A 20,021-nucleotide genomic window follows, 5' to 3' on the forward strand; every position below is an offset into this window, starting at 1 on the left:
GAAAGGATAATCTGATGGGCCAGTTCGGCTTGGATGATGCTCTATCCCCCACGGTCCCCGAGGACATGCAGCGGGTGATTCAGGCAATGTACCCGACCGCCTCAACCGGGCCGATCATGATCGGTGGCGGTGTTGCGGGCCGCTCCGACATGGCGTATGGCTACACGGCGGGTGCGGGAATCGTCGGCACCGCACACGGTGGTGTGATCGTGACTTGGCTGGCCGGTCAGACCGCGCCGGTGCCGCAGCCTGCCACGTCCCGACTGGACATAGTGTATGTGGGTCTCGATGGTGCGGTTCGTGTCGCAGCCGGCACCGCACCGCCTGCGGGATCGTGCGTGCTGGACAAGATGCGGCTGCAGGCCGGGAGCACCTCCACAGCGTCTGCTACCCGTGAGTGGGACAAGAACTATGCCATGCCCTACGGCGGATCCGAGGGCTATCTGGACATGGACATTCACCCGTTGACGAATGCGCCGGTCTCCCGCACGTGGCACACGTTCTCCACCCTGGATTTCACGGTGCGAACCGATCGGCACATTGACGTGATCGCGAGGCAGGCTGTCACCTCATATCCGCCTGCGAGCCTGCCAGACTCGGATATGCGAAAGCTCGGGCCGGGCTCGATGCTGTACGCCTTCAACCTCGACGGCGTGCTGATGGAGTCGATGGAGGTGCCGTTCGACCGCAGATGGACAGCGCACTATGCCGGCTGCCGGGCGTGGAAGGTCCAAGCGGGCACGCACCAAATCAGGATCGACCGCATGTGTACCTGGGGTGCGGATCCCGTCAGGTTCGGCGGCGGGGTGGACAAGTTCGTTGGCGAGATGGCGGCGGTGCTGGACGTTGGGGTGGCCGAGTAGATGTACTCGGTCCGGCTGGCCGACACGCTCACCGGGCAGGTTGGTGCGACTCTTCCGGCTGCCGCAACCGGTTCGTGGGCTGATGCGATCAACGGTCCCACCTCGTGCGAGGTGAAGGTTCCTACGTCGTGGCTGCTGCGACAGCCTCGGGAGCGGTGGGCGGCGTGGTCGGCGTCGCTGCTGGTGTGCTGGGACGGGCATCCGCTGGTGTGGGGACCGATCCTTGATGATCCCGAGGGCGACGAGAAGTTCGTGACGTTGAAGGCGGGCGGGCTGTGGTCGCTGCTGGCGCACCGTGTGGTCACTGATCGGGACTACGGCGATGCCGGGGTGACGCGGGCGCAGATCACCGCGACAGCGATGGGCTGGCTGAAAGACCGCGCCCCCGAAGATGTGGCACGTAAGGCGGTCAACGAACTCTTGGATTCCGGCGCGTATGCGGCGGGGTCGTGGACGGGTGACAAGTGGTCGGCGCCGGTCCCGGAGGGGGATCCGATCATCTACCATCTGCAGGCGTGGCGCGGCTACCACGGCGCGACTTTGGGTGAGTCTGTGGTGGCACTCCGTGAGGGGTCGCTGGGTACGATCGCCCGACGTTTGGTGGAGCTCGCGCAGCTCCGGCCGAACGGCTGGTTTCCGATCCGCTACGCCTCCCCCGAAGAGCTCGGCACCAACCGGGAGCGGACCTATGAGGGGTTCAACCTGGGCAACAACTCCGTGGCGAAGCGTTTGGAGGAGATCTCCGAGGTGGTCAACGGTCCGGATCTTGCGTTTCGGCCGGAGTGGGTTCCGGGCATGGAGGGTTCGCGGGTGCAGTGGGCGATGTGTCACGGCACCGAGGCGATGCCGGAGTTGTGGCAGGAACACTCTCATGTGCTGGATCTCACCGCCAGGAAGGGCAAGGCGGTCGCTAAGAAACTCACCTCCAAGTTCCTCCCGGTGCGCAGGGTGTATGCGACGGGTGCGGGGCAGGACCAGGGGACGCTGATCCGGGTCGAGACCGAGCCGGAGGTGCAGGGCCTTCCGCATTTGGAGACGGTGATCGCGGATACGCAGGTCGAGGATTGGGCGCTGCTGTCGGCGCGGGCGCGGGGCGTGTTGGAGCAGGGCCGACAGGTCCAGCTTGCGGCTTCGGTGTCGGCGCACGATTTCCCGCCACACACCAACTGGGCGGGCGAGGCGTGGGATGTGCACATGCCGGGCGGGTTTGTGCAGCTCGAAAAGGGCACCTACCGAATGCGGTGCCTGTCCCGCAGCGGGAAGTTCGACTCGCACGTGGTCGATTTGGAAATGCAGCCGGAGGAGATGATCGCATGAAGCGCACGAATCTGCACGAGGGGCCAGCCGCCCAGATCGGGCGTTTGGTGGGGGGCGTGAAGCGTCTCGCGGAGGCTGCGCACACCCGTCCCTCAGGGGTGCAGGTGCTTCGGCCTGGGGCGGATGTGTCATGGGAGGGGTCGAGCGGCACGCCCGTCTCGGTGCGGGAGACGGCTGCGCAGGCCGACCAACTCGCCGAGGAACTGGCGGCTGCCGAGGTCACGCTCGCGGAAGCTCGGGACCGGCTGGAGCAGGCCGAGGCAGACATTTCCGCTGCTGCCGAACAGGTGGCGGATGCGCTCGCGACCGCGCAGCAGGCACGTGATGCGGTAGCAACGAAGGCAACCATCCTCACCGGAACAGCGGAACCGACCCCTGCCGATGCGGACGGGCAGGACGAGGGCACCTTGTGGCGGGTGACCGACACCTCCGGCACGCGCGAGTGGGTGCTGCGCTCGGGCCAGTGGCAGCCGGTCCTGCCGGTGCTGGACGTGTCCCGGCTGACGGTGACCGACACGGCGCGCATGGCACAGGTCGCGGCAGAGAAGATCATCGCGGACGCTGGCTATTACGGCTTGGTCACCACCGACCTGCTGGTGGCAGGGCAGGCTGATATCGGCAATGCGATTGCGCAGAAGTTCGCGGCCGCGTTGGCCAGCATCATCAAAGCCCGGATCGAGAACCTGGAGGTCACCGAGGGCGCCACGATCAGTGACGCGGTGATCCAGAAGCTTTCCACGCAGCAGATCAGCTCGCGGGAGTTCAAGGCCATCGCGGCTGACGGGTCGTGGTCCGGGATGATGCCGGAGGGCTTCCTCGCCTACGACAAGGATGGCGGCCTCACGCTCCGGCTGAATGGCCGCGACAACATCGTCACGGGCAAGTTCGCGACCGCCCTCACCGGCCCACGGGTCGAGTTGTCCAACGACATCTGGGGCGGGAGCTTCTGGTCCGGAATGCGTTTCTGGGGCAACGACACCACGCTGATCCCCGCTGAGGCGAAACTGTTGGGGCAAGGCGCGTGGACCAACCAGGGCGTGACGTTCGACCCGGGAACCCTGTTCTTCACCAGTGCCTACACCGATTCGGGGGCAAAGGCGCGGGGCGAGGTCGCGATCGGGCCGAACTTCATCGACCTCAACCTCACCAGCGGGGCGGGCTCCTATCAGCCTGCCCGCATCCAGATGCGCAAAGACTCAGTCCTGCTGCGCACCAGCTCAGGGAGGGTTGAGGTCATCCCGTCCGGGGCGTCCCTGGAGTCCGAGGGCAAGGGTTACCTCCGCGTCGATGCGAGCGGCATCGAGGCATTCGTCGATCACCCCCAGGACGCCCTCCTGTTTGGTGCCAGAAACGGCCGCTTCTACGTGGGCCAGCGCGACATCTATGGGGCAATCACGGAACGGTTCGCCATCTACTCGGACGGCACCGGGGCGAAACTGCTGGGCTCTAATCTGCTGACGGAAGCCAGACTTGCCGGGAACGGCTCGGCCACGACCGTGGCCCGATCTGATCATCTCCACGATGGCCGCTATGCCTACGCCACACACTCCCACCCGCTTCCCGACATCCAGTGCCTGCGCCGCTCAAACATCGACTACTACATCAACAACGGCGCGGCATCGCGGATCAACTTTGACCTCGGCACGCTCGGGTCCGGCATGTCGTGGGACGGCACTAACCGCCAGTTGGTGATCGATACCGCCGGGCTGTACGAAGTCTGCTTTGGAGTCTCCACCGACACTGCGTCCGGAACCCCTGCCTGGTATCCCCGGCTGCAGTTCAACGGGACCACCCTCTACACCGCGCGTACCGCACCCAACACCGGAGTGATGGAGACCAAGACACTGCGCTGCCCTGCCGGGTCACGAATCTCGGTGGAGGTCGCCAACTTCACCGGGGTCCAGATGCACGTCATGAGCAACGCCGACCTGACGTACCTGTCCGCGATCCTCGTAGGAGTCATCTGATGAGCCTCATGTCCATCATTACCGCATCTACCGACCCCCACATCACCCTCCGCGTCCGCGCAGCCGCTGTGCAGGAAGGCGTCCCGAACGCTGCCTCGTGGGCAGCCGCGAACATGGACCGTATTGTCGCGATCGAGGTCAACGGCGAATCCGTGGCCGGCAAGTTCACCTCGGCCTCCGACTACCTCCACGCCTATGTCGCACAGAAGTCCGCCGAGATCAATATCCCCGGCGCGCCACCGATCAAGCTGACCCTCGACGTGGAGATCGGCGCATTCCCGGCCGCAGTGTCGGATGAGCTGATCATTGCCGCAGTCAACGCGGTCAGGGCAGAGCAGGCCTGATCCGAAGTGGTTGCCTGGATGGGGCGGATGGAGCAGGCGCTGAGGCGGCACCTGACCATCCTCACAGTGCTCACCGTCGCCCTGGCCGCCGCGCACATCGCGCTGGCCGGGCTCTACTTGATCGACCGTGCCGCACCCGCGATCGTCCCGGTCGGCATGCCCGACTGGCTCGAGGTCTTCATCCTGTCCGGCGACGACCACTTCTGGATCGTGCTCCACGCTACGGCCGCCCTCGCTCTGATCGCGGCCCTGGTCGTCGGGGTGCTCCGCGCCCTCGCGGCGTTCCTGTCGCAGACGGTGTGGGCGGCGTGGTGCGTGGTGATCTTCCTGTGGTCGCTGTGGACCTCACCCCCGGTCTCGCTCGCCGCGCCAGTCCTGCTGGCCATCCTGACCGTGCCGCTCGGGCGGGTCGTGGCCAGCACATGGACCGATGAGGAGATGCACTGCCGGCGGAAAGGGTGACGCGCGTGGATCCCGCACAGATTTCCTCCTTGGTCCTCGGCGCCCTGGTCACCATCGGCGCAATCGGGCAGTGGCTGTCGGTGTCCGCTCGCAAGCGCCGCAAGCGCGACTCCACCACCATCGCCCGCCAGGACAAGACCATCTCCGCGATGACCGCCTGGGGAGACCTCGCCCAGGACTACATCTACCGCAGCCGCAGTCTGCGCCGTGAGCACGACGCCGACCACCACCCAGACGGCACCGCCGCGATCGGGGTGATCGACATCCCACCAGACATCGAGGCCGGCATCCGCTCGGTCATCGTGAGAGAGGACGACGACGATGCAGCGTGACCCCGTCGCCGAGGACCGCGACGACGCCCACCGCGACGCCCGCCGCCGCCAGATCCTGCTGTGGATCGCCGTCGTGATCGCCGGGATCGCGATCCTGCTCATGGGCCGCCAGTGGGGCGTCGAGCAGGGCAAGGCCCAGCAGGGCCGCGTCACCGCCGAACAGGTCCTCGCGCTGTGCGCGCAGGACTCCGACGAGGCCCGCCGACTCCGCGAGGGCGGCGTCTGCCAGCAGGCCGAGAAGACCGTCCGCGAGATCCCTGCCGCCGGCAAGGACGGCATTCAGGGCCCCGCCGGCCCGCCCGGCCCCTCCGGTCCCGTGGGCCGCCCAGGGGAGACCGTTGTGGGCCCTGTCGGCCCCGCCGGCCCGGCCGGCCGCCAGGGAGACTCCGTCACCGGCCCTGCTGGCCAACAGGGCCAAGCAGGACAGCAGGGCCAGGCGGGGCAGCCCGGCGCCGAGGGGTTGCCCGGGCAGGCGGGGGCCGCGGGACGCGACGGGCAGGATTCGACGATCCCTGGCCCTGCCGGACCATCTGGCGCCGATTCCACAGTGCCCGGGCCGACGGGACCTGCAGGCCCGCAGGGTCCGGCCGGGGAGTCCGTGGTCGGACCCCAGGGTCCCGTGGGTCCGGCAGGTCCCGCCGGGCAGGACGGCGCACCCGGCGCCACCGGCCCCGCAGGGCGCGGCATCACCTCACTCACCTGCTCCAGCGGCGACCTGGTCGCCACCTACACCGACGGCACCAGCCAGACCGTCGCCTCATCCTCGGCCGCCTGCGCCACCGTCCCGGCACCCACAGGCGCGGCCACCCCGCTCGCCAGGCGAGCAACCGCCAGCCCCAAACGCTGAACCCCGCACCAACCTGCACGGCCCGTCGACCGGCGGGCCGTTTCTCATGCCCCAGAAAGGGGAATCCCCGCCATGGCACGCTTCCTCGAGCCGCAGGAGATCGTCGACGCGCTCCGCGGCGCCGGCCTCACCGTGATCGAACCCGACGGCTGGCGGGGCCGCTGCCGCTGCTGCACCGGCCCCCACACCAACGCCGGCGGCCATATCCGCGAGTGGGTGACGCTCAACGGCATCACCATCCACCACACCTCGGGCGGGATGCTCCGCGGCGGGGCCGCCGTGGCGTACGCCTCTCGCGGTGGCTGGCTCACCACCGGTGACGCCAAGACGCCCGGGCCGCTCTGCCTGGCTGGGATTGACGGCGACGGCCGGATCATCATGGTCGGCGCAGGCCGCTGCAACCACATCGGCAAGATCAGCTCCAGTGGCCTGGCCGCAATGCGCGCCGCAAACTTCTCCCTCGACGGGTCGCAGAACCTGCGCGGCAGTGATCTGGACGGCAACGGCTACACCGTCGGGTTCGAGCTGATGGCCGGTGGCGTACCGAACGACGTCCAGCGCGACGCCGCGATCCGTGCGGCGGCCGCGCTGTGTCGGCGGCTGGGCTGGACCGGCCAGGAGGTCCACGGTCACGGCGAGGTCGCCGACTCCCGCGATTTCTCAGACCCCGGCTTCGATATGGGCCGATTCCGCCGCGACGTCATGGCCGCCGTCCGCGGCAACCAGACTCCCCCACCCCGACAGGAGACTCCCGTGACCACCCCTGATATTGGCGGCCGCATCGGCCAGCGCTGGGCTGAGCTCGGCGGCCCCCGCTCCATTCTCGGCAACCCCGCCGGCGACGAGGTCCGCACCGACACGGGCGCCTATCGGCCCTTCGAGCGCGGGTTCATGATCTGGTCCACCGACACCGACGCGCACGTATCCCTCGGGCTCATCCGCGAGGCGTACGCCCGGCAAGGATTCGAGCACGGCCACCTCGGCTACCCGATCAGCGACGAGTTCCCCATCGAAGGCGGCATCGGGCAGCACTACCAGAACGGCAGCATCTACTACCGCCTCGGCGACCCGCAGGCGTACGCCGTCTACGGCGCCATCCGCACCGTGTGGGCGTCCCTGCGATGGGAGACCGGCCCCCTCGGCTACCCCACCTCCGACGAGTTCGACATCGCCGACGGACGAGGCGTCCCCGGCAGGGTGCAGCGATTCCAGGGGGGCGCCGTGTGGCACTCCGAGCGCGGCACCTGGCCGGTGTGGGGTCTCATGCTGGAGCAGTACGCCGCCCAAGGATGGGAGCGTGGGCCGTGGGGATTCCCCGGCGGCCCCGAGAACAAAGTCGGCGCCGACTACTACCAGGGCTTCGCAGGCGGGGTCTTCAAGGTGACCGCCGCCCGACCGCCCGCACAGGTCCAGGCAGCACCCGTGGCGCCGAGCAAGTTCGTCCGGCCCATCCGGGACGCGGCCCGCTTCCCCATCACCATGGCATACAGGGTGCCCGGCGACTGGGCAGCAGGGTTCCATCCCGGCGTGGACATCGGCTGCCCCATCGGGACTCCGGTGTACGCCACTATCTCCGGCGACGTCCGCACCGCTGCCCGTGGCGGCTGGGACCCGGCGTACGGCAACCACGTCATCATCTCCGACGACGACCCGGACGGCTCCGACTGGGGCTACTGCCACCTGTCGCGCGTCGTGGTCCGCGAAGGCCAGCACGTCGAGACCGGCCAGCTCATCGGCTACTCCGGCGACACCGGCCGGACCTTCGGCGCCCACCTGCACCTCGAACGCCGCAAGCGCGGCACCGGCTATGCCGCCAGCAACTTCCGCAACCCCAACCAGTGGCCCTGAGGAGGACCCCATGGATCGCAGCATCGGCCTCTACGCCAAGGCCATAGTCGGTGCCGTACTCGCCGGCCTGGCCGCCACGGTCACCGCCCTGGACGACGGGACTATCACCGGGCCGGAGTGGCTCACCATCACCATCACCGTTCTGGTCGGACTCGGCGCCGTGTGGGCCATCCCCAACGCCCCGCGCTGGGTCGCCGGCTACGGCAAGGCCGCCGCCTCAGGGCTCGTCGCCGCACTCGGCTCCCTGGCCACAGCCTGGCCCGACGGGATCACCCAGGCCGAGGCCATCACTGCCGCGATCGCGCTCCTGACCAACCTCGGCGTGACCTGGGCCGTGCCCAACGCGCCCACCTCCCGCCGGGACCATCTCGCCGGCTACTCGATCACCTACAGCCCCGTCGTCGGAGATCGCCAGCTCAAGGACTTCACCTTCCTTCCTGGCCCGAACAAGATCGGCGGGACCGACGACGGAGGGGCCGATGGTGTGGACGACACTCCGCGCCACAGCCTGTAACCTCGCACTGAGGCTCGCCCTCTGGTGGGCCCTCATCCGGAGCCTCCGGTGAGGATCCCCGGCCAGTGGGCACCCTGCCGCGTCTGTGGCTTCCGCACGCCTTCCCGGGACCGTGAGGGCCCGATCTGTCACGCATGCGCCCCCCGCTCCGGCGGGGGGCGTTCTGGCGTTTCAGGAGGGCCGCAGTCGATCCGCCCGAACCCACGACTCGACCGCCTGACCGCCCTCGCTGGTAACGACCCGCCCCCACCAGCCATCCGCCCGGCGATCCCACTCGAGCAACAGCCCGGGCTCACCGTCGACCCACACATGCCGCGGCAGTGACGGCCGAGACAGGCCCAGCCGCTCGGTCACGGAGCGATCATCGGGAAGGCCGGGCATGGCCGCGAGCGTACGGCCGGCAGCAGACAGCCGGGCTCACGCCAGGTTGGCGCTGGCGATCACCCAGGCGGAGCCGACTTTGCTGGCCGGGAGCCGGCCGGACTCGATGCGCTGCAGCACCGCCTGGCGGCTGATGCCGAGTTGCTCGGCCGCCTCGCTGATGGACACCAGGTCAGGCATGAGTGTGAAGCCACCCAGGCGGTCGTAGAGCTCGGTCGTGAGCACCTCGAGGCCGCACGGTTCAGCAGGCCAGTCCTCCCCCTCCACCAGCAGCGCGGTCGCGGTCTGGGTGGCCTGCTCGAGCGTGGTGGCGGGAAGGGTGATGATCACCTGGGCGCGGCCGTCCCGTCCGCCGGCGGTGGCCGGGCTGTAGCGCCGGAACTGCTCGTGCACCCGATCGGTGAACGGTTCGACCCATGCGCCGACGTAGGGCTTGTCGATGGTCAGGATTGCGTTGTAGTTGGTCATGCTCTCCTCCGGTTGAGTTTCGAGGGGTGTGGGATGATGGGCTGGACCGGAGGCCCGGGGGGTACTAGGACTACTCCCCGGGCCTCCTGTGGTCACCGCTTGGGCGGCCACTCGAAGCCCGCCCGCCGCAGCGGGGCGAGGGCGTTCTTCATCGAACGCCAGTCGCTCGCGGTGCCGGAGAACGTGGCGACCAGCACCCCGCCGCGGTACACCGCGACGTGGCCCTTGGTCGTCAGGGAGCAGGTGAATCCCTGCTTCTCCAGCGCCTTGACGAGCTTCTTCATGTCCTTGTCCATCTTCACACCTCCCTTCGTTGTTGACAAGGTCAATACTATACCATCCCTTGTCGTATGACAACCTATGCAGAGGTGGATTATCGCACTATCGCTCCGGCCAGGAGGATTGCGTTCTCGGTCGACTGTGACAGCCCGCGTTGGTCCCGGGGGCGCGGGGTCAGCAGGGTCAGGGTGATCGCGGTCAGCAGATGCACCAGTCGGGTTGTCCGTTCCATGGGGAGCTCCTTCGGTCCGGGGCGAGAACCTCTCACCCTTACAAGCCGGTTTTCAGGGGTGGATGTCACCCGATCAGTCGAATCAGTGGTGGAATGAGAAAGATCAGTCCGAACACGAGGGCCGGCACTGCCATGAACACGGTCATCCGCTCGGATACCTCGTGCGCCGCCACCCGGGCCTCGGTGAGGTGGGCGTCGCGCAGTTCCCTGACGCGGGCGCGCAGCGTGTCCGCCACCGCGGCCCCCTGTTCGTCCAGCTGCATCACGTCGCCCACGTCGGCCAGCTGGGGCAACCGCAATCGGTCCGCCAGTCGGCGGAGTTCGGCGTACGGTGCCTGCTGCTCCAGTCGCGCCCGCAGCAAGGCCCCGCGGATCGCCAGGAACAGCGGGTGGTCCGAGGCCTGCGCGGCCTCCTGCAGCGACTGGGTCGCCGATCGGTTGGCCAGCCGCTCCAGCGTGACCAGGTCGAAGAAGCAGAAGAGCGCCTCCATCGCATCCCCGCGGGACTGCTCGGCGGAGCGGTGCAGCAACAGATCCGGAACGAAATAGCCGAGGACGAGGCCGGCCAGGGCCGCGATGGCCGGGATGGCGAGCGGGATGCCCAGGGCGAACGTGAACGCAACCCCGAGCACGGTCGGTACGCAGGCACCGAGCAGCGCCATCACGAGCTTCTCGGTGAAGAACTCCGCGACCGAGCGGTTTCGCAGCTCGAGCAGCCGCAGTTGACTGTCCAGCAGCGGAATTGGGGTGTGCCGATAGAACCAGAGTCCGATCCGGTCACTGCCAGCCGCCGTTCCGGTCATCACCGGGGTTGCGGTGGCGGGGCGCCCGTCCAGCTCGGCCAGGGCGTCGGCGAGTCGTGGTGCGGTGCGCCGCAATCCGTACGCCATCGCCACCAGTCCCGCGCCGGCCAGCATGCCGGTGAGCAGCACCAGGCCGCTCAGCTGTTGCCCGGTCACGATCGGTCCCGCTGCAGGATCCGGGCCCGGCGGGGCGGTGCCGTCATCCGCCGCATCGCCACCAGGGCCGCCACATAGCCAGCGACCAGGGCGGACAACAGCAGCTGACCGAACCAGGTCCGATAGGGCGCAAAGAATTCGCCACCCGCCAGCAGGGCGATCGTGAGCACGACGACGCTGATCACTGTCACCTGACGCACCACCACTCGGGGCTTGGCGCGCTCGGATTCGATGTCCCGCAACGCTTTCAGCCGATCGCAGATGGAGTTGGACAGCTCGGTCAGGGTCAGCGTGGCACCGGTCCCACCGCGGTGCGCGGCCAGCGCCAGCGCGGCCAGCACCGTGTCCGCGTCGGGGCTGCCCAGCCGGTCGGCCATCTCGGCCAACGCGTCGCGGGTGGTCCACCGTTGGTCCATCCGGACGACGACCTGCCGCAACTCGTCGGCCAGCGGGTCCGGCGCCGTCCGCACCGAGCGCCGGATGGCGTCGGCGATGGAGTGCCCGACCGGCAGGGTGGCCGCCAGCCCCCGCACCCAGCGGTCGAGGGCACCGAGAAGCTCGACCTCACGATTTGGCGGAGTCCCCAGCAGATAAGGGATTCCGACCGTGAGCAGCGGGGCCGCCGGGATCAGCAGGAGCCAGCCCGTGGCCAGGTAGCCGACCAGCCCGAACACCAGCGCGATCAGCAGGGCGCGGTCGCGGCGCCGTCCGCGTACGCCGGGTGGCCGACGAGAGATTCGCGCCCATCGCTCGGCCACGGTGATCCGCTCGGAGCGGTGTTCGGCACCGGTGCCGGGTGGAACCGGTCGCGGCAGCGCCCCGCGCACAACGAGCACCAGACCCCCCAGCACCAGCGCGCCGACGACGGCCGCGATTGCCGTGCTCACCGAGACTCCGGCCACGCGGCGGCATATCGTGCGAGCTGCCGACTGGTCTCCGGGTCCGGACTGAAACTCCCCCGCGGGTCGTCGGGGCCTGACCCGGTGTGCACCAGGTGGGTGGTCGGCCGGTCCCCCTCCATCGCTCCGGTGAGCTGGCGCACCTCGGACACGAAACGCTGTCGTCGCCCACCCCGCCAGGTGTCGTCGACGAGGGTGACGTGCACGAGGAAGTCGATGTTGTGCGCGATCTGCCGGTACGCCTCGGTGAGACTCAGCGATCCGCCCTGGGCGATTCGCATGGCCAGGCGATCCATCGTCGCTGCCGCCGAGTGCGAGTGGGTGGTGCTGAGCGTGCCCGCTCCGGCACTCATCGCCTCGAACATGGTCGCCGCCTCGACCCCGCGGACCTCGCCGACCACGATCCGGGTCAGGTTCTGTCGCAGCGCCTCGGGCAGCAGGTCGGCCACGGTGAACTCACCCAGCGCTCGGCCGTCCTGCCGCTCTCCCAGGCCGATCCGCGCCTGGAGGGCGACCATGTTGCTGCGATTGGGCTGCAGGTGGGTGAGCAGTTCATAGTCGGTCTCGATCGTCCCGAACCGTTCCGTGTCAGGAATCGCCGCGATGAGCGCGCGCAGCAGGGTCGTCTTGCCGGCACCCTGGTCACCCGAGATGACGATGGAGCGGCGGTCCTGGATCGCCGCGTGCAGATAGCGGGCGAGGATCTCGGGCAGCATCCCGGTCCGGACCAGGTCTGGCAGGGTGACATCGACCAGGGTGTGCTGGCGGATCGTGATCGAGGGCCGGTACGCCAGCCCGAAACCGATCGCGTGCAACCGGAATCGCTCCCCCAGGGCCAGGGTCATGGTGGGGTGGGCGTCATCAAACGGACGGCTCGGATTCGCCTGCTCACCAAGGAAACGAACAGCCTCCACCAGTTCGTCGTCGCTGTCGGCGACTTTGGGGTGGGCGCGGCGAGTCCCGTCCGCGTATTGCACCATGACCGAGTCGTGGCCGTGGATCTCGATGTTCTCGGCGTCCGCGATTTCAAACAGTGGCTGCATTCGGCCATAGCCGAACATCGCGCTCTCGACCGCTGCGGCGTACCGCTCCTCGAGCGCGTGGGGCCACATCGCCGCACCTTCGGCCTGGAGCTGCTCGGCCTTCTCGTGCACGACGCGCCGGATGGTGGCGAGACTGAGCTGGCGCCGATCGGCATCACTGAGCGGCCTGCCCTCCCGGGCCTGATACTGCTCGGTCTCGGAGATTCGGGTGCCCGCGGCGCGTCGGAGAGCCACGACCAGGCCCCAGTCCAGCTCCCGCGACTCGGCCGCCGCCTGCGCTCGCGGGGCGGCAGCGATCTGCTCGCGGCGGAAATTGGGTACGCCGGTGATCAGGCCGGGTGCGGTCAGCGGCTCACCGACCGGCGCCTGGAACAGTTCGACCCCGGCCAGGCGTACGCCCTCCCCGGTCACGGCCGGATCCCGGTTGCCTGGGTCCGCACCGACAGCTCGGAGGCGGCCGCGCGGATTCCCTTGGCCAGGTGGCCGTGGCGGAATCGGCGCGACTCGGGCTCGCCGTCGGACCACACCCGGGCCGAGCCGGGATCCGTGGGCAACGAGGCCCACACCGAGACCCCGAACTGTTCGCTGATCTCCTTTGCCCCATAGGGATCACCGGCGCCGATCAGACAGAGACCGAGCTCGGTTCCGGCGTTCTGCTGCTCCATCCGCTGCTGCAGGGCAGGCAGGTGCAGGCGTACGCCGGCCAGGTGGCGCAGGGTGCATCTGGTGACCAGCAGCACGACATCGGCGATGGACACCAACGGCGCGGGCAGACCCTCGCCGACTCGCCCCCCGTCGATGATCACGGCGTTGCCCGACCGGGACAGCCCGTGCAGCGCCTCGGCCAACTCGGCCCACACCGGTCCGAACAGCGACGGGGCCCCAGGGTGGCTGAAACCGGGCAGCAGGATGCGTCGGTGATCGCGGTCGTCCTTGGTGAGGCGCAGGCAGTGCACCAGCAGCTCGGGGGCGAGCGGACGCAGCTCGCGATGCGCGCGGGCCAGCCCGCCCAGCCCACGACCGAGCGCCGAGACGCCGTGCAGGTGCCCGGCCAGCACCGACTGCGCCGGTTGTCGATCGGCGTCGACCAGCAGGGCGTCACCGGGCCAGGTCAGGGCGAGACCGAGCGCCGTCGTGGTGACGCCGGGCGCCCCGGCCGCTGAGGCGAGAAGGACCGTCGGCATCTCACTGACCCGCTTCCTTGACCAGGGCCAGCCGTTCCGCTGCGGCGAGTTCGGCGACCTGTTGGGCCAGCGATTGATCCACCCTGACGTCCACCAGCACCGCCACCCCGTCGGGCCCGGTTCGCGGCGGTGCGGCAACGGTGGCCGTGACGACCGGGACCGGTGGTCCGGATGCCGGCTGGCCGGGCTGCTTGCGCGGGTCCTCCAGCGGGACGAGCCGAACCGGGGTGCCCACCGGGAGGTCGCCGGTGGGCAGCCGTCCCGGGGCGAGTTTGAGACCGACCTGACTGGCGCCGCGGTCCAGGCTCGGCGTACCGACCGAACCCTTCGCCAGCAACGCGCCCTCCGGAAGTTCAACCAGCGCCCGTTTTCCGACCAGGGCGGGGATTTCCGCGGCAGGAACCGTGCTGACACCGACGGTGCTTCCGACGTCGATCGAGCGCAGGTCCCCGCTGCGGATCACTTCTCCGCGCGGGATCCGGTGGGACACGACCACCACCTCGGTGGTGGTGACGAGTTGCTGCCAGAGCAGGGCCGCTCCCAGGCCACCGAGGGCGATGGCCAGCAGACCAGCAGCGATCCAGCGAGGTTGCCGTCGCGTCCGGACCCGGCCCGGCTCCCCGGGGGGCGGTTCGGACGTCCCGAAAGGGGCTTGCTGCTGCGTGGTGGCGGTCATCGTGCGTCCCCCTGGGTGGCCCCGGGGGTCGAACTGTCCCGTCCGCGGAAGGGGTCGTTCGATGGGCGCCGGGGGTGAGGCGTCTTCGTGGCACCAGATTGGTGTGCCCCAGGTCACACTGGGAACCTAAACCGTTGCGGCGTTATGGAATCGTTATGCTTCGAACCGAGCGCGCCGACTTGCACGGTCGCGACGCGAGCGCCGGATAGGCCGCCGATCCTGTAGTCTTTGAGTATGAGACTTGAGGTAACGCGCCGCGCCGAGCTGGCGGTGCAGGCCGTGGCCGCACTGGCCGAGCACGGTCGGCTCAAGTCGGGGGCGCTGGCCACGGTGTTGTCGACGACTCCCGGGTTCGTCGCGCAGGTGATCAACCCGCTGGTCAAGGCCGGTTTCGTACGCTCCGACCCGGGACCCAGCGGCGGCTATGCGCTGCGCGAGGCGGGTGAGGCGGCGACGGTTCTGGACGTGATCGAGGCCGTCGACGGGCCCACCGACACCGGCCAGTGCGTGGTGCTGGATCGCCCCTGCTCCGGCGCCGAGCCGTGCGTGCTGCACACCGCGTGGGCGCGGGCCCGCCACGAGCTGGTGGGCAGCCTCGCCGCCACCCCGGCCGCGGGTTGGCGTACCCAAGAACGAACGACCAACTGACCGCCCGCCTGAACATCGCAACGAGAGGAAGCCTCATGACCACGACGATCGCGACCAACGAGACCCTGGGTGACCTGGTCACCGCCGACCCGCGCCGAGCCCGGGTGCTGGAGAAGTTCGGCCTGGACTACTGCTGCGGCGGGCAGCGAACACTGGGTGAGGCGGCCGCGGCCGCCGGCGTCGACGCCACCGAGGTGGCCGACGCGCTCGACCTGGCCGACCCGGAGCCGGCGCCCGAATGGCAGTCGCTCGGGATGGGTGAGCTGGCGCGGCACGTCGTGGACACCCACCACTCCTACCTGTGGGAGGAGCTGAAGCCGCTGGGGGAGCTCGTCGACAAGGTGCACCGGGTGCACGGCGAGCGGCACCCGGAACTGACCCGCGTCGCCGAGGCGTACCGACTGGCCGTCGCCGACCTGGAACCGCACCTGTTCAAGGAGGAGCGGATCCTGTTTCCGGGGATCGAGCGGCTGGCTTCGACGGGCTCAGCCAGCGGAAGTGGGGAGGCGCTGCGCGGGCCGATCACCCAGATGCTGCGCGAGCATGACTATGTCGGCGAGCTGATGACCGAGATCCACGAGCTGACCGACGGGTTCACCGCGCCGGCCGACGGGTGCGCGTCCTATCAGCAGATGATGAGCCGCCTGGGGCAGCTCGAGCACGACCTGCACGAGCACATCCACAAGGAGAACAACGTGCTCTTCCCGCGGGTGCTGGCCTTTGGCGCGTGAACCCAGCTGAAGGGTCAGCCGGCGCTGCGCCTGCGGATCTGCCCGATCACCAGGAACGCGATCCCGGCGACGACGGCCAGGGCGATCCCGGCGATGGCCCAGGGGCTGATGTCGGAGCCGGTGTCGGCCAGACCGCCCACGGTGGCGCGCTTGGCGGTCAGCAGCCACAGGGCGAACGCCACCAGCGCGAACGCGGCCGCGGCGATGGTCGCCACCGGAACCCGCGGCATCGAGCGGGCCTTGACCCGCAACGGACGAGTGCGCCTCATGCGGTCGAGGTTACCCGACCCGGGGTGCCTGCGGGAGGGCTTCGACAGGCTCAGCCGGCGAGGGCGAGCGGAGTAGGGTCGCCGACGTGAAGAGGGTTGTCGTGATCGGGGCCGGCCTGGCTGGCCTGGTGGCCGCTCGACGGCTGGTCGAGCAGGGGCATCAGGTGCAGCTGCTGGAGGCGTCCGACCGGGTCGGCGGACAGGTGCACACGGTCGACTTCCACAGGTTGCCGGTCGATGTGGGCGCGGAGTCGATGCACCTGGGCGCCCCGCAGCTCGCCGCCCTGGTCGACGGTCTCGGGCTGACCGGTGAGGTGGTCGGCGCCAACCCCGGCAGTTCCTGGCTGCACACCCGTCGTGGGCTCACCCATTTGCCCGCCGGGGTCGGTCCGACCGGACCCACCCGATTGGGTCCGGTGCTGAAGTCGGGGCTGTTGTCCCCGTTCGCGCTGGCCCGGGCCGGGCTGGAACCGCTGCTGGCGCGCAAGATCGACGGTGACCTTTCGGTCGGCGAGTTCACCACCCGGCGGTTCGGCCGGGCGGTGACCGAGACGTTCGTGGACCCGCTGTTGGGCAACCTGCACGCCGGTGACGTGGACCGGCTCAGCCTGGTCTCGACGGCACCCCAGTTGCTGCCGGTGGCCCGCGCGGGAAAGTCGCTGGTGCTGCGCAAACGACCCGCGCCGCCTCCGGGGGCGGCGCAGGTACCGATGTTCGCCTCCTTCCCCGACGGGTTGCGTCGGCTGATCGACGGCCTGGCGGACGGGTTGTCGGTACGCCTGGGCGCGCCCGCGCGGGCGCTGGGGCGTACGCCGCAGGGCTGGCGGGTGGACACCGACACCGAGACCCTGGAGGCCGACGAGGTGCTGCTCGCGATGCCCGCCGCGGTGGCCGCCGACCTGCTGGCGCCCCACTTCGCCGATACGGCTTCGGTGCTGACCGAGGGCCGCGTCGCCGACGTGGCGACCATTGTGCTGGCGTACCCGGCCGCGGTCGCGACAAATCGAACCCTGGCAGGAGGAAACGGGATCCTGCTCAACTCGCGTTCGGGGCGGCTGGTCAAGGCGGCCACCTTCCTCTCCCGCAAGTGGGGGCATCTGGAATCTGATGAGGTGTTCCTGGTTCGGGCCTCGGCGGGTCGGGCAGGCAGCGACGTGCTGGAGTTGCTCGACGACGACGGGCTGGCGCGGCGGGTGCACAAGGAATTGTCCGAGCTGGTGGGGATTTCGGCGCGTCCGGTCGATCAGCTGGTCACCCGCTGGAACGGGGCCTACCCGCAGCTCGAGGTGGGGCACGCCGCCCGGATGCTGCGGGTGCGGGAGCAGCTCGCCGGTTCGGGGGTACGCCTGGTCGGCTCCGCTTTCGACGGGCTGGGCATGCCGTCGGTGGTGAAGTCGGCCGAGGCCGCGGTGGCCGCGGTCGGCGAACGATGAGTGGGCTGCTGCTGGCCGGCACCAACTCCGACGCCGGCAAGTCGCTGCTGGTCGCCGGGCTCTGCCGATCCCTTGCCCGCCGGGGAATCCGGGTGGCGCCCTTCAAAGCGCAGAACATGTCGAACAACTCGATGGTGTGTCTGGACCCCGACGGCACCCCCGCCGAGATCGGTCGCGCCCAGTGGACCCAGGCCGTCGCCGCCCGGATCACCCCGACCTCGGCGATGAACCCGGTGCTGCTCAAACCCGGCACCGACCGGCGCTCCTTCGTGGTGCTCCGCGGACACCCGGCCGGCGCCCTGGAGGCGGGACAGTACGCCACCGGCCGGCGGCAGCTCGCGGAGGCCGCTTTTGCCGCGTACGCAGAACTTGACGATCAGGTCGACCTGGTCGTGTGCGAGGGGGCCGGGTCGCCGGCGGAGATCAACCTGCGCGCCGGGGACTACGTGAACCTGGGGCTGGCGCGGCAGTTCGGGCTGCCGGTGAGCGTGATCGGCGACATCGACCGCGGCGGGGTGCTCGCCTCCTTCTTCGGCACCTGGGCGCTGCTCGAACGGGAGGACCGCGCGTTGCTGAATTCCTTTGTGGTGAACAAGTTCCGCGGTGATGTCGGCGTGCTGCAGCCGGGTCTGGATGAGATCAGCGTACGCACCGGCATACCGTTCGCGGGCGTGCTGCCGTGGCTCGACGAGGTCTGGATCGACTCCGAGGACGCCCATCGCACCGACCGCTGGACCGACGCCGAGGCACGCCCGGGGATTGGCGAACTGCGCGTGGCGGTCGTGCGGTTTCCGCGGGTGTCCAACGCCACCGACGTGGAGGCGCTGGCCGCCGAACCCGGTGTCGAGGTCGTGGTCACCGCCAACCCGAGCACGGTCGCCGGGGCCGACCTGGTGGTGCTACCGGGCAGCCGGGCCACCGTGTCCGACCTGGCCTGGTTACGGGGGCGGGGCCTGGCCGAGGCGCTGGCGGCTCGGGTCGAGGCCGGTCGACCGGTGCTCGGCATCTGCGGCGGCTATCAGATGCTCGCCGAGGTGATCGACGACCCGGTCGAGTCCCGCGCCGGGCGCGTGGCCGGGCTCGGACTGCTGTCGACCCGGGTCGAGTTCGCCGAGGAGAAGGCGCTCGGTCTGCCGGTCGGGGAGTGGGCAGGGATCAGCGTCGGCGGCTACGAGATCCACCACGGGCACGTCGCCCCCGTCACCAGCGCCGACCCGTTCCCCGGCGGGATGCGGATCGGCCCGGTGTGGGGAACCATGTGGCACGGCTGCTTCGAGCATGACACGTTCCGGCGAGCCTGGCTGGCGCAGATCGCGGCCGCGGTCGGATCGGACTGGGCGCCCAGCCCGGGCGTACCGGGGTTTGGCGAGCGGCGCGAGCTGATGCTGGAGCGGGTCGCCGACGCCGTGGACACCCATCTCGACCTCGAGCTGCTGGGGATTGCCGCCAACGAGGTTGAGCGTGAACGGTGACGAATTCCGGGGACAACAACTGACAAAGTGCGTCGGGGCGGCGGGCTAGAGTCGGGCCCATGCAGATGGGAGCGCACGTCGACCAGACCGACCCGGTGGCCGAGGCGGTGGCCCGCGGTGCCGAGGTGGTGCAGTTCTTCCTCGGCAACCCGCAGAGCTGGAAGGGTCCACAACTGGCGTACGCTAGGGGTGCGGGCGCGCTGAAGCAGGCCGCAGCCGACGCCGGGGTCACGCTCTATGTGCACGCGCCCTATGCGATCAACGTGGCGAGCCTGAACAACCGGATCCGGATCCCCGGGCGCAAGCTGCTGCAGCAGCACGTCCGGATGGCCGCCGAGGTGGGGGCCGCCGGGGTGATCGTGCACGGTGGACACCTGGGTGCCGAGGAGGACGCCGAGAAGGGGTTCGACAACTGGCGCAAGTGCATCGAAGGCCTCGAGCTGCCGATCCCGCTGCTGATCGAGAACACCGCCGGCGGCGACAACGCGATGGCCCGCCGACTGGAGCGGATCGAGCGGCTGTGGACCGCGGTGCAGGCGGCCGAGGGCGCCGAGCGGGTCGGCTTCTGCCTGGACACCTGCCACGCCCACGCCGGCGGCAACGAACTGGTCGGCCTGGTCGAGAAGATCCGCGGGATCACCGGACGCATCGACCTGGTGCACGTCAACGACTCCCGCGACCAGTTCGACTCCGGCGCCGACCGACACGCCAACCTGGGCACCGGCAACTGCGATCCCGAGGGCCTGGCCGAGGTGTGCCGCTCGTCGGCCGCCCCGCTGCTGCTGGAGACACCCGGCGGAGTCGACGAACACGTCGCCGACCTCGACTGGCTGCGGGAGAGGGTCTGACCGGT

The 20,021-nt window shown here is 69.6% G+C and carries 23 protein-coding genes; 14 read left to right on the forward strand and 9 right to left on the reverse strand.

The genetic code is table 11. From position 1 onward, the window contains the following. The first annotated feature begins 14 nt into the window (after positions 1-14). The 9 genes from CGZ93_RS17955 to CGZ93_RS17995 all read left to right on the forward strand — a co-directional run bounded on the left by CGZ93_RS17955 (position 15) and on the right by CGZ93_RS17995 (position 8,494). Complete coding sequence (locus tag CGZ93_RS17955; protein WP_094365528.1) at positions 15-863, forward strand: hypothetical protein; 849 nt, start codon at positions 15-17, stop codon at positions 861-863. Further along, positions 864-2,180, forward strand: coding sequence for a hypothetical protein (locus tag CGZ93_RS17960; protein ID WP_094365529.1), 1,317 nt, complete (start codon positions 864-866; stop codon positions 2,178-2,180). Then, a complete protein-coding gene (locus CGZ93_RS17965; RefSeq protein ID WP_141211277.1) occupies positions 2,177-4,147 on the forward strand; it encodes a hypothetical protein in 1,971 nt (656 codons plus the stop codon). The genes CGZ93_RS17960 and CGZ93_RS17965 overlap by 4 nt, the downstream gene beginning before the upstream one ends. Further along, positions 4,147-4,491 carry a hypothetical protein gene (locus tag CGZ93_RS17970; protein WP_141211278.1) on the forward strand — a complete coding sequence of 115 codons (345 nt, stop codon included), beginning with the start codon at positions 4,147-4,149 and terminating at the stop codon, positions 4,489-4,491. Before CGZ93_RS17965 ends, CGZ93_RS17970 begins: the two co-directional genes overlap by 1 nt. A gap of 27 nt (positions 4,492-4,518) precedes the next feature. After that, the gene (locus CGZ93_RS17975) at positions 4,519-4,953 is read left to right on the forward strand and encodes a hypothetical protein (RefSeq protein WP_094365532.1); all 435 of its coding nucleotides are present in this window, start codon (positions 4,519-4,521) and stop codon (positions 4,951-4,953) included. 5 nt (positions 4,954-4,958) lie between these two features. Then, a complete protein-coding gene (locus CGZ93_RS17980; RefSeq protein WP_094365533.1) occupies positions 4,959-5,285 on the forward strand; it encodes a hypothetical protein in 327 nt (108 codons plus the stop codon). Continuing rightward, the gene (locus CGZ93_RS17985) at positions 5,275-6,132 is read left to right on the forward strand and encodes a collagen-like domain-containing protein (protein ID WP_094365534.1); all 858 of its coding nucleotides are present in this window, start codon (positions 5,275-5,277) and stop codon (positions 6,130-6,132) included. Before CGZ93_RS17980 ends, CGZ93_RS17985 begins: the two co-directional genes overlap by 11 nt. Before the next feature lie 72 nt (positions 6,133-6,204). Further along, positions 6,205-7,980, forward strand: coding sequence for a peptidoglycan DD-metalloendopeptidase family protein (locus tag CGZ93_RS17990; RefSeq protein WP_094365535.1), 1,776 nt, complete (start codon positions 6,205-6,207; stop codon positions 7,978-7,980). Positions 7,981-7,990: 10 nt separating this feature from the next. Then, positions 7,991-8,494 carry a hypothetical protein gene (locus tag CGZ93_RS17995; RefSeq protein ID WP_094365536.1) on the forward strand — a complete coding sequence of 168 codons (504 nt, stop codon included), beginning with the start codon at positions 7,991-7,993 and terminating at the stop codon, positions 8,492-8,494. Between the two features lie 417 nt (positions 8,495-8,911). Here CGZ93_RS17995 and CGZ93_RS18005 read toward each other — a convergent pair whose 3' ends face one another. The 8 genes from CGZ93_RS18005 to CGZ93_RS18035 all read right to left on the reverse strand — a co-directional run bounded on the left by CGZ93_RS18005 (position 8,912) and on the right by CGZ93_RS18035 (position 14,615). Beyond that, complete coding sequence (locus tag CGZ93_RS18005) at positions 8,912-9,343, reverse strand: helix-turn-helix domain-containing protein (RefSeq protein ID WP_094365538.1); 432 nt, start codon at positions 9,341-9,343, stop codon at positions 8,912-8,914. Between the two features lie 92 nt (positions 9,344-9,435). Beyond that, the gene (locus tag CGZ93_RS18010; protein ID WP_141211279.1) at positions 9,436-9,639 is read right to left on the reverse strand and encodes a hypothetical protein; all 204 of its coding nucleotides are present in this window, start codon (positions 9,637-9,639) and stop codon (positions 9,436-9,438) included. Between the two features lie 77 nt (positions 9,640-9,716). Then, on the reverse strand, positions 9,717-9,854 hold the full coding sequence (locus tag CGZ93_RS19145; protein WP_176451838.1) for a hypothetical protein: 138 nt from the start codon (positions 9,852-9,854) through the stop codon (positions 9,717-9,719). A gap of 65 nt (positions 9,855-9,919) precedes the next feature. Next, the gene (locus CGZ93_RS18015; protein ID WP_094365540.1) at positions 9,920-10,813 is read right to left on the reverse strand and encodes a hypothetical protein; all 894 of its coding nucleotides are present in this window, start codon (positions 10,811-10,813) and stop codon (positions 9,920-9,922) included. After that, positions 10,810-11,700 carry a type II secretion system F family protein gene (locus tag CGZ93_RS18020; RefSeq protein WP_176451839.1) on the reverse strand — a complete coding sequence of 297 codons (891 nt, stop codon included), beginning with the start codon at positions 11,698-11,700 and terminating at the stop codon, positions 10,810-10,812. The genes CGZ93_RS18015 and CGZ93_RS18020 overlap by 4 nt, the downstream gene beginning before the upstream one ends. Next, positions 11,697-13,166: a CpaF family protein gene (locus CGZ93_RS18025; protein ID WP_094365542.1), complete on the reverse strand. Its 1,470-nt coding sequence runs from the start codon at positions 13,164-13,166 to the stop codon at positions 11,697-11,699. The genes CGZ93_RS18020 and CGZ93_RS18025 overlap by 4 nt, the downstream gene beginning before the upstream one ends. Next, positions 13,163-13,939 (reverse strand): hypothetical protein, encoded by a 777-nt coding sequence (locus tag CGZ93_RS18030; RefSeq protein WP_094365543.1) that lies wholly within the window; start codon positions 13,937-13,939, stop codon positions 13,163-13,165. The genes CGZ93_RS18025 and CGZ93_RS18030 overlap by 4 nt, the downstream gene beginning before the upstream one ends. A 1-nt stretch (position 13,940) precedes the next feature. After that, positions 13,941-14,615, reverse strand: coding sequence for an SAF domain-containing protein (locus CGZ93_RS18035; RefSeq protein WP_094365544.1), 675 nt, complete (start codon positions 14,613-14,615; stop codon positions 13,941-13,943). Between the two features lie 234 nt (positions 14,616-14,849). Here CGZ93_RS18035 and CGZ93_RS18040 point away from each other — a divergent pair, with 234 nt between their 5' ends. Beyond that, the gene (locus tag CGZ93_RS18040; protein WP_094365545.1) at positions 14,850-15,263 is read left to right on the forward strand and encodes an RrF2 family transcriptional regulator; all 414 of its coding nucleotides are present in this window, start codon (positions 14,850-14,852) and stop codon (positions 15,261-15,263) included. A 35-nt stretch (positions 15,264-15,298) separates the two neighbouring features. Further along, positions 15,299-15,994 (forward strand): iron-sulfur cluster repair di-iron protein, encoded by a 696-nt coding sequence (gene ric, locus CGZ93_RS18045; protein WP_094365546.1) that lies wholly within the window; start codon positions 15,299-15,301, stop codon positions 15,992-15,994. 14 nt (positions 15,995-16,008) lie between these two features. On the opposite strand, the gene CGZ93_RS18050 is transcribed toward ric, so the two are convergent. Continuing rightward, positions 16,009-16,263, reverse strand: a complete 255-nt coding sequence (locus CGZ93_RS18050; RefSeq protein ID WP_141211280.1) for a DUF3422 domain-containing protein — start codon at positions 16,261-16,263, stop codon at positions 16,009-16,011. Between the two features lie 86 nt (positions 16,264-16,349). Here CGZ93_RS18050 and hemG point away from each other — a divergent pair, with 86 nt between their 5' ends. From hemG to CGZ93_RS18065, 3 genes are read left to right on the forward strand one after another with little or no spacing between them, the layout of a single operon-like run. Continuing rightward, a complete protein-coding gene (gene hemG / locus CGZ93_RS18055) occupies positions 16,350-17,696 on the forward strand; it encodes a protoporphyrinogen oxidase (RefSeq protein ID WP_094365548.1) in 1,347 nt (448 codons plus the stop codon). After that, positions 17,693-19,168, forward strand: a complete 1,476-nt coding sequence (locus CGZ93_RS18060; protein WP_094365549.1) for a cobyric acid synthase — start codon at positions 17,693-17,695, stop codon at positions 19,166-19,168. Before hemG ends, CGZ93_RS18060 begins: the two co-directional genes overlap by 4 nt. A 59-nt stretch (positions 19,169-19,227) precedes the next feature. Further along, positions 19,228-20,016, forward strand: coding sequence for a deoxyribonuclease IV (locus CGZ93_RS18065; RefSeq protein WP_094365550.1), 789 nt, complete (start codon positions 19,228-19,230; stop codon positions 20,014-20,016). The last annotated feature ends 5 nt before the right edge of the window (positions 20,017-20,021 follow it).

The sequence above is a fragment of the Enemella dayhoffiae genome (assembly GCF_002250625.1).
Classification (GTDB): Bacteria; Actinomycetota; Actinomycetes; order Propionibacteriales; family Propionibacteriaceae; genus Enemella; species Enemella dayhoffiae.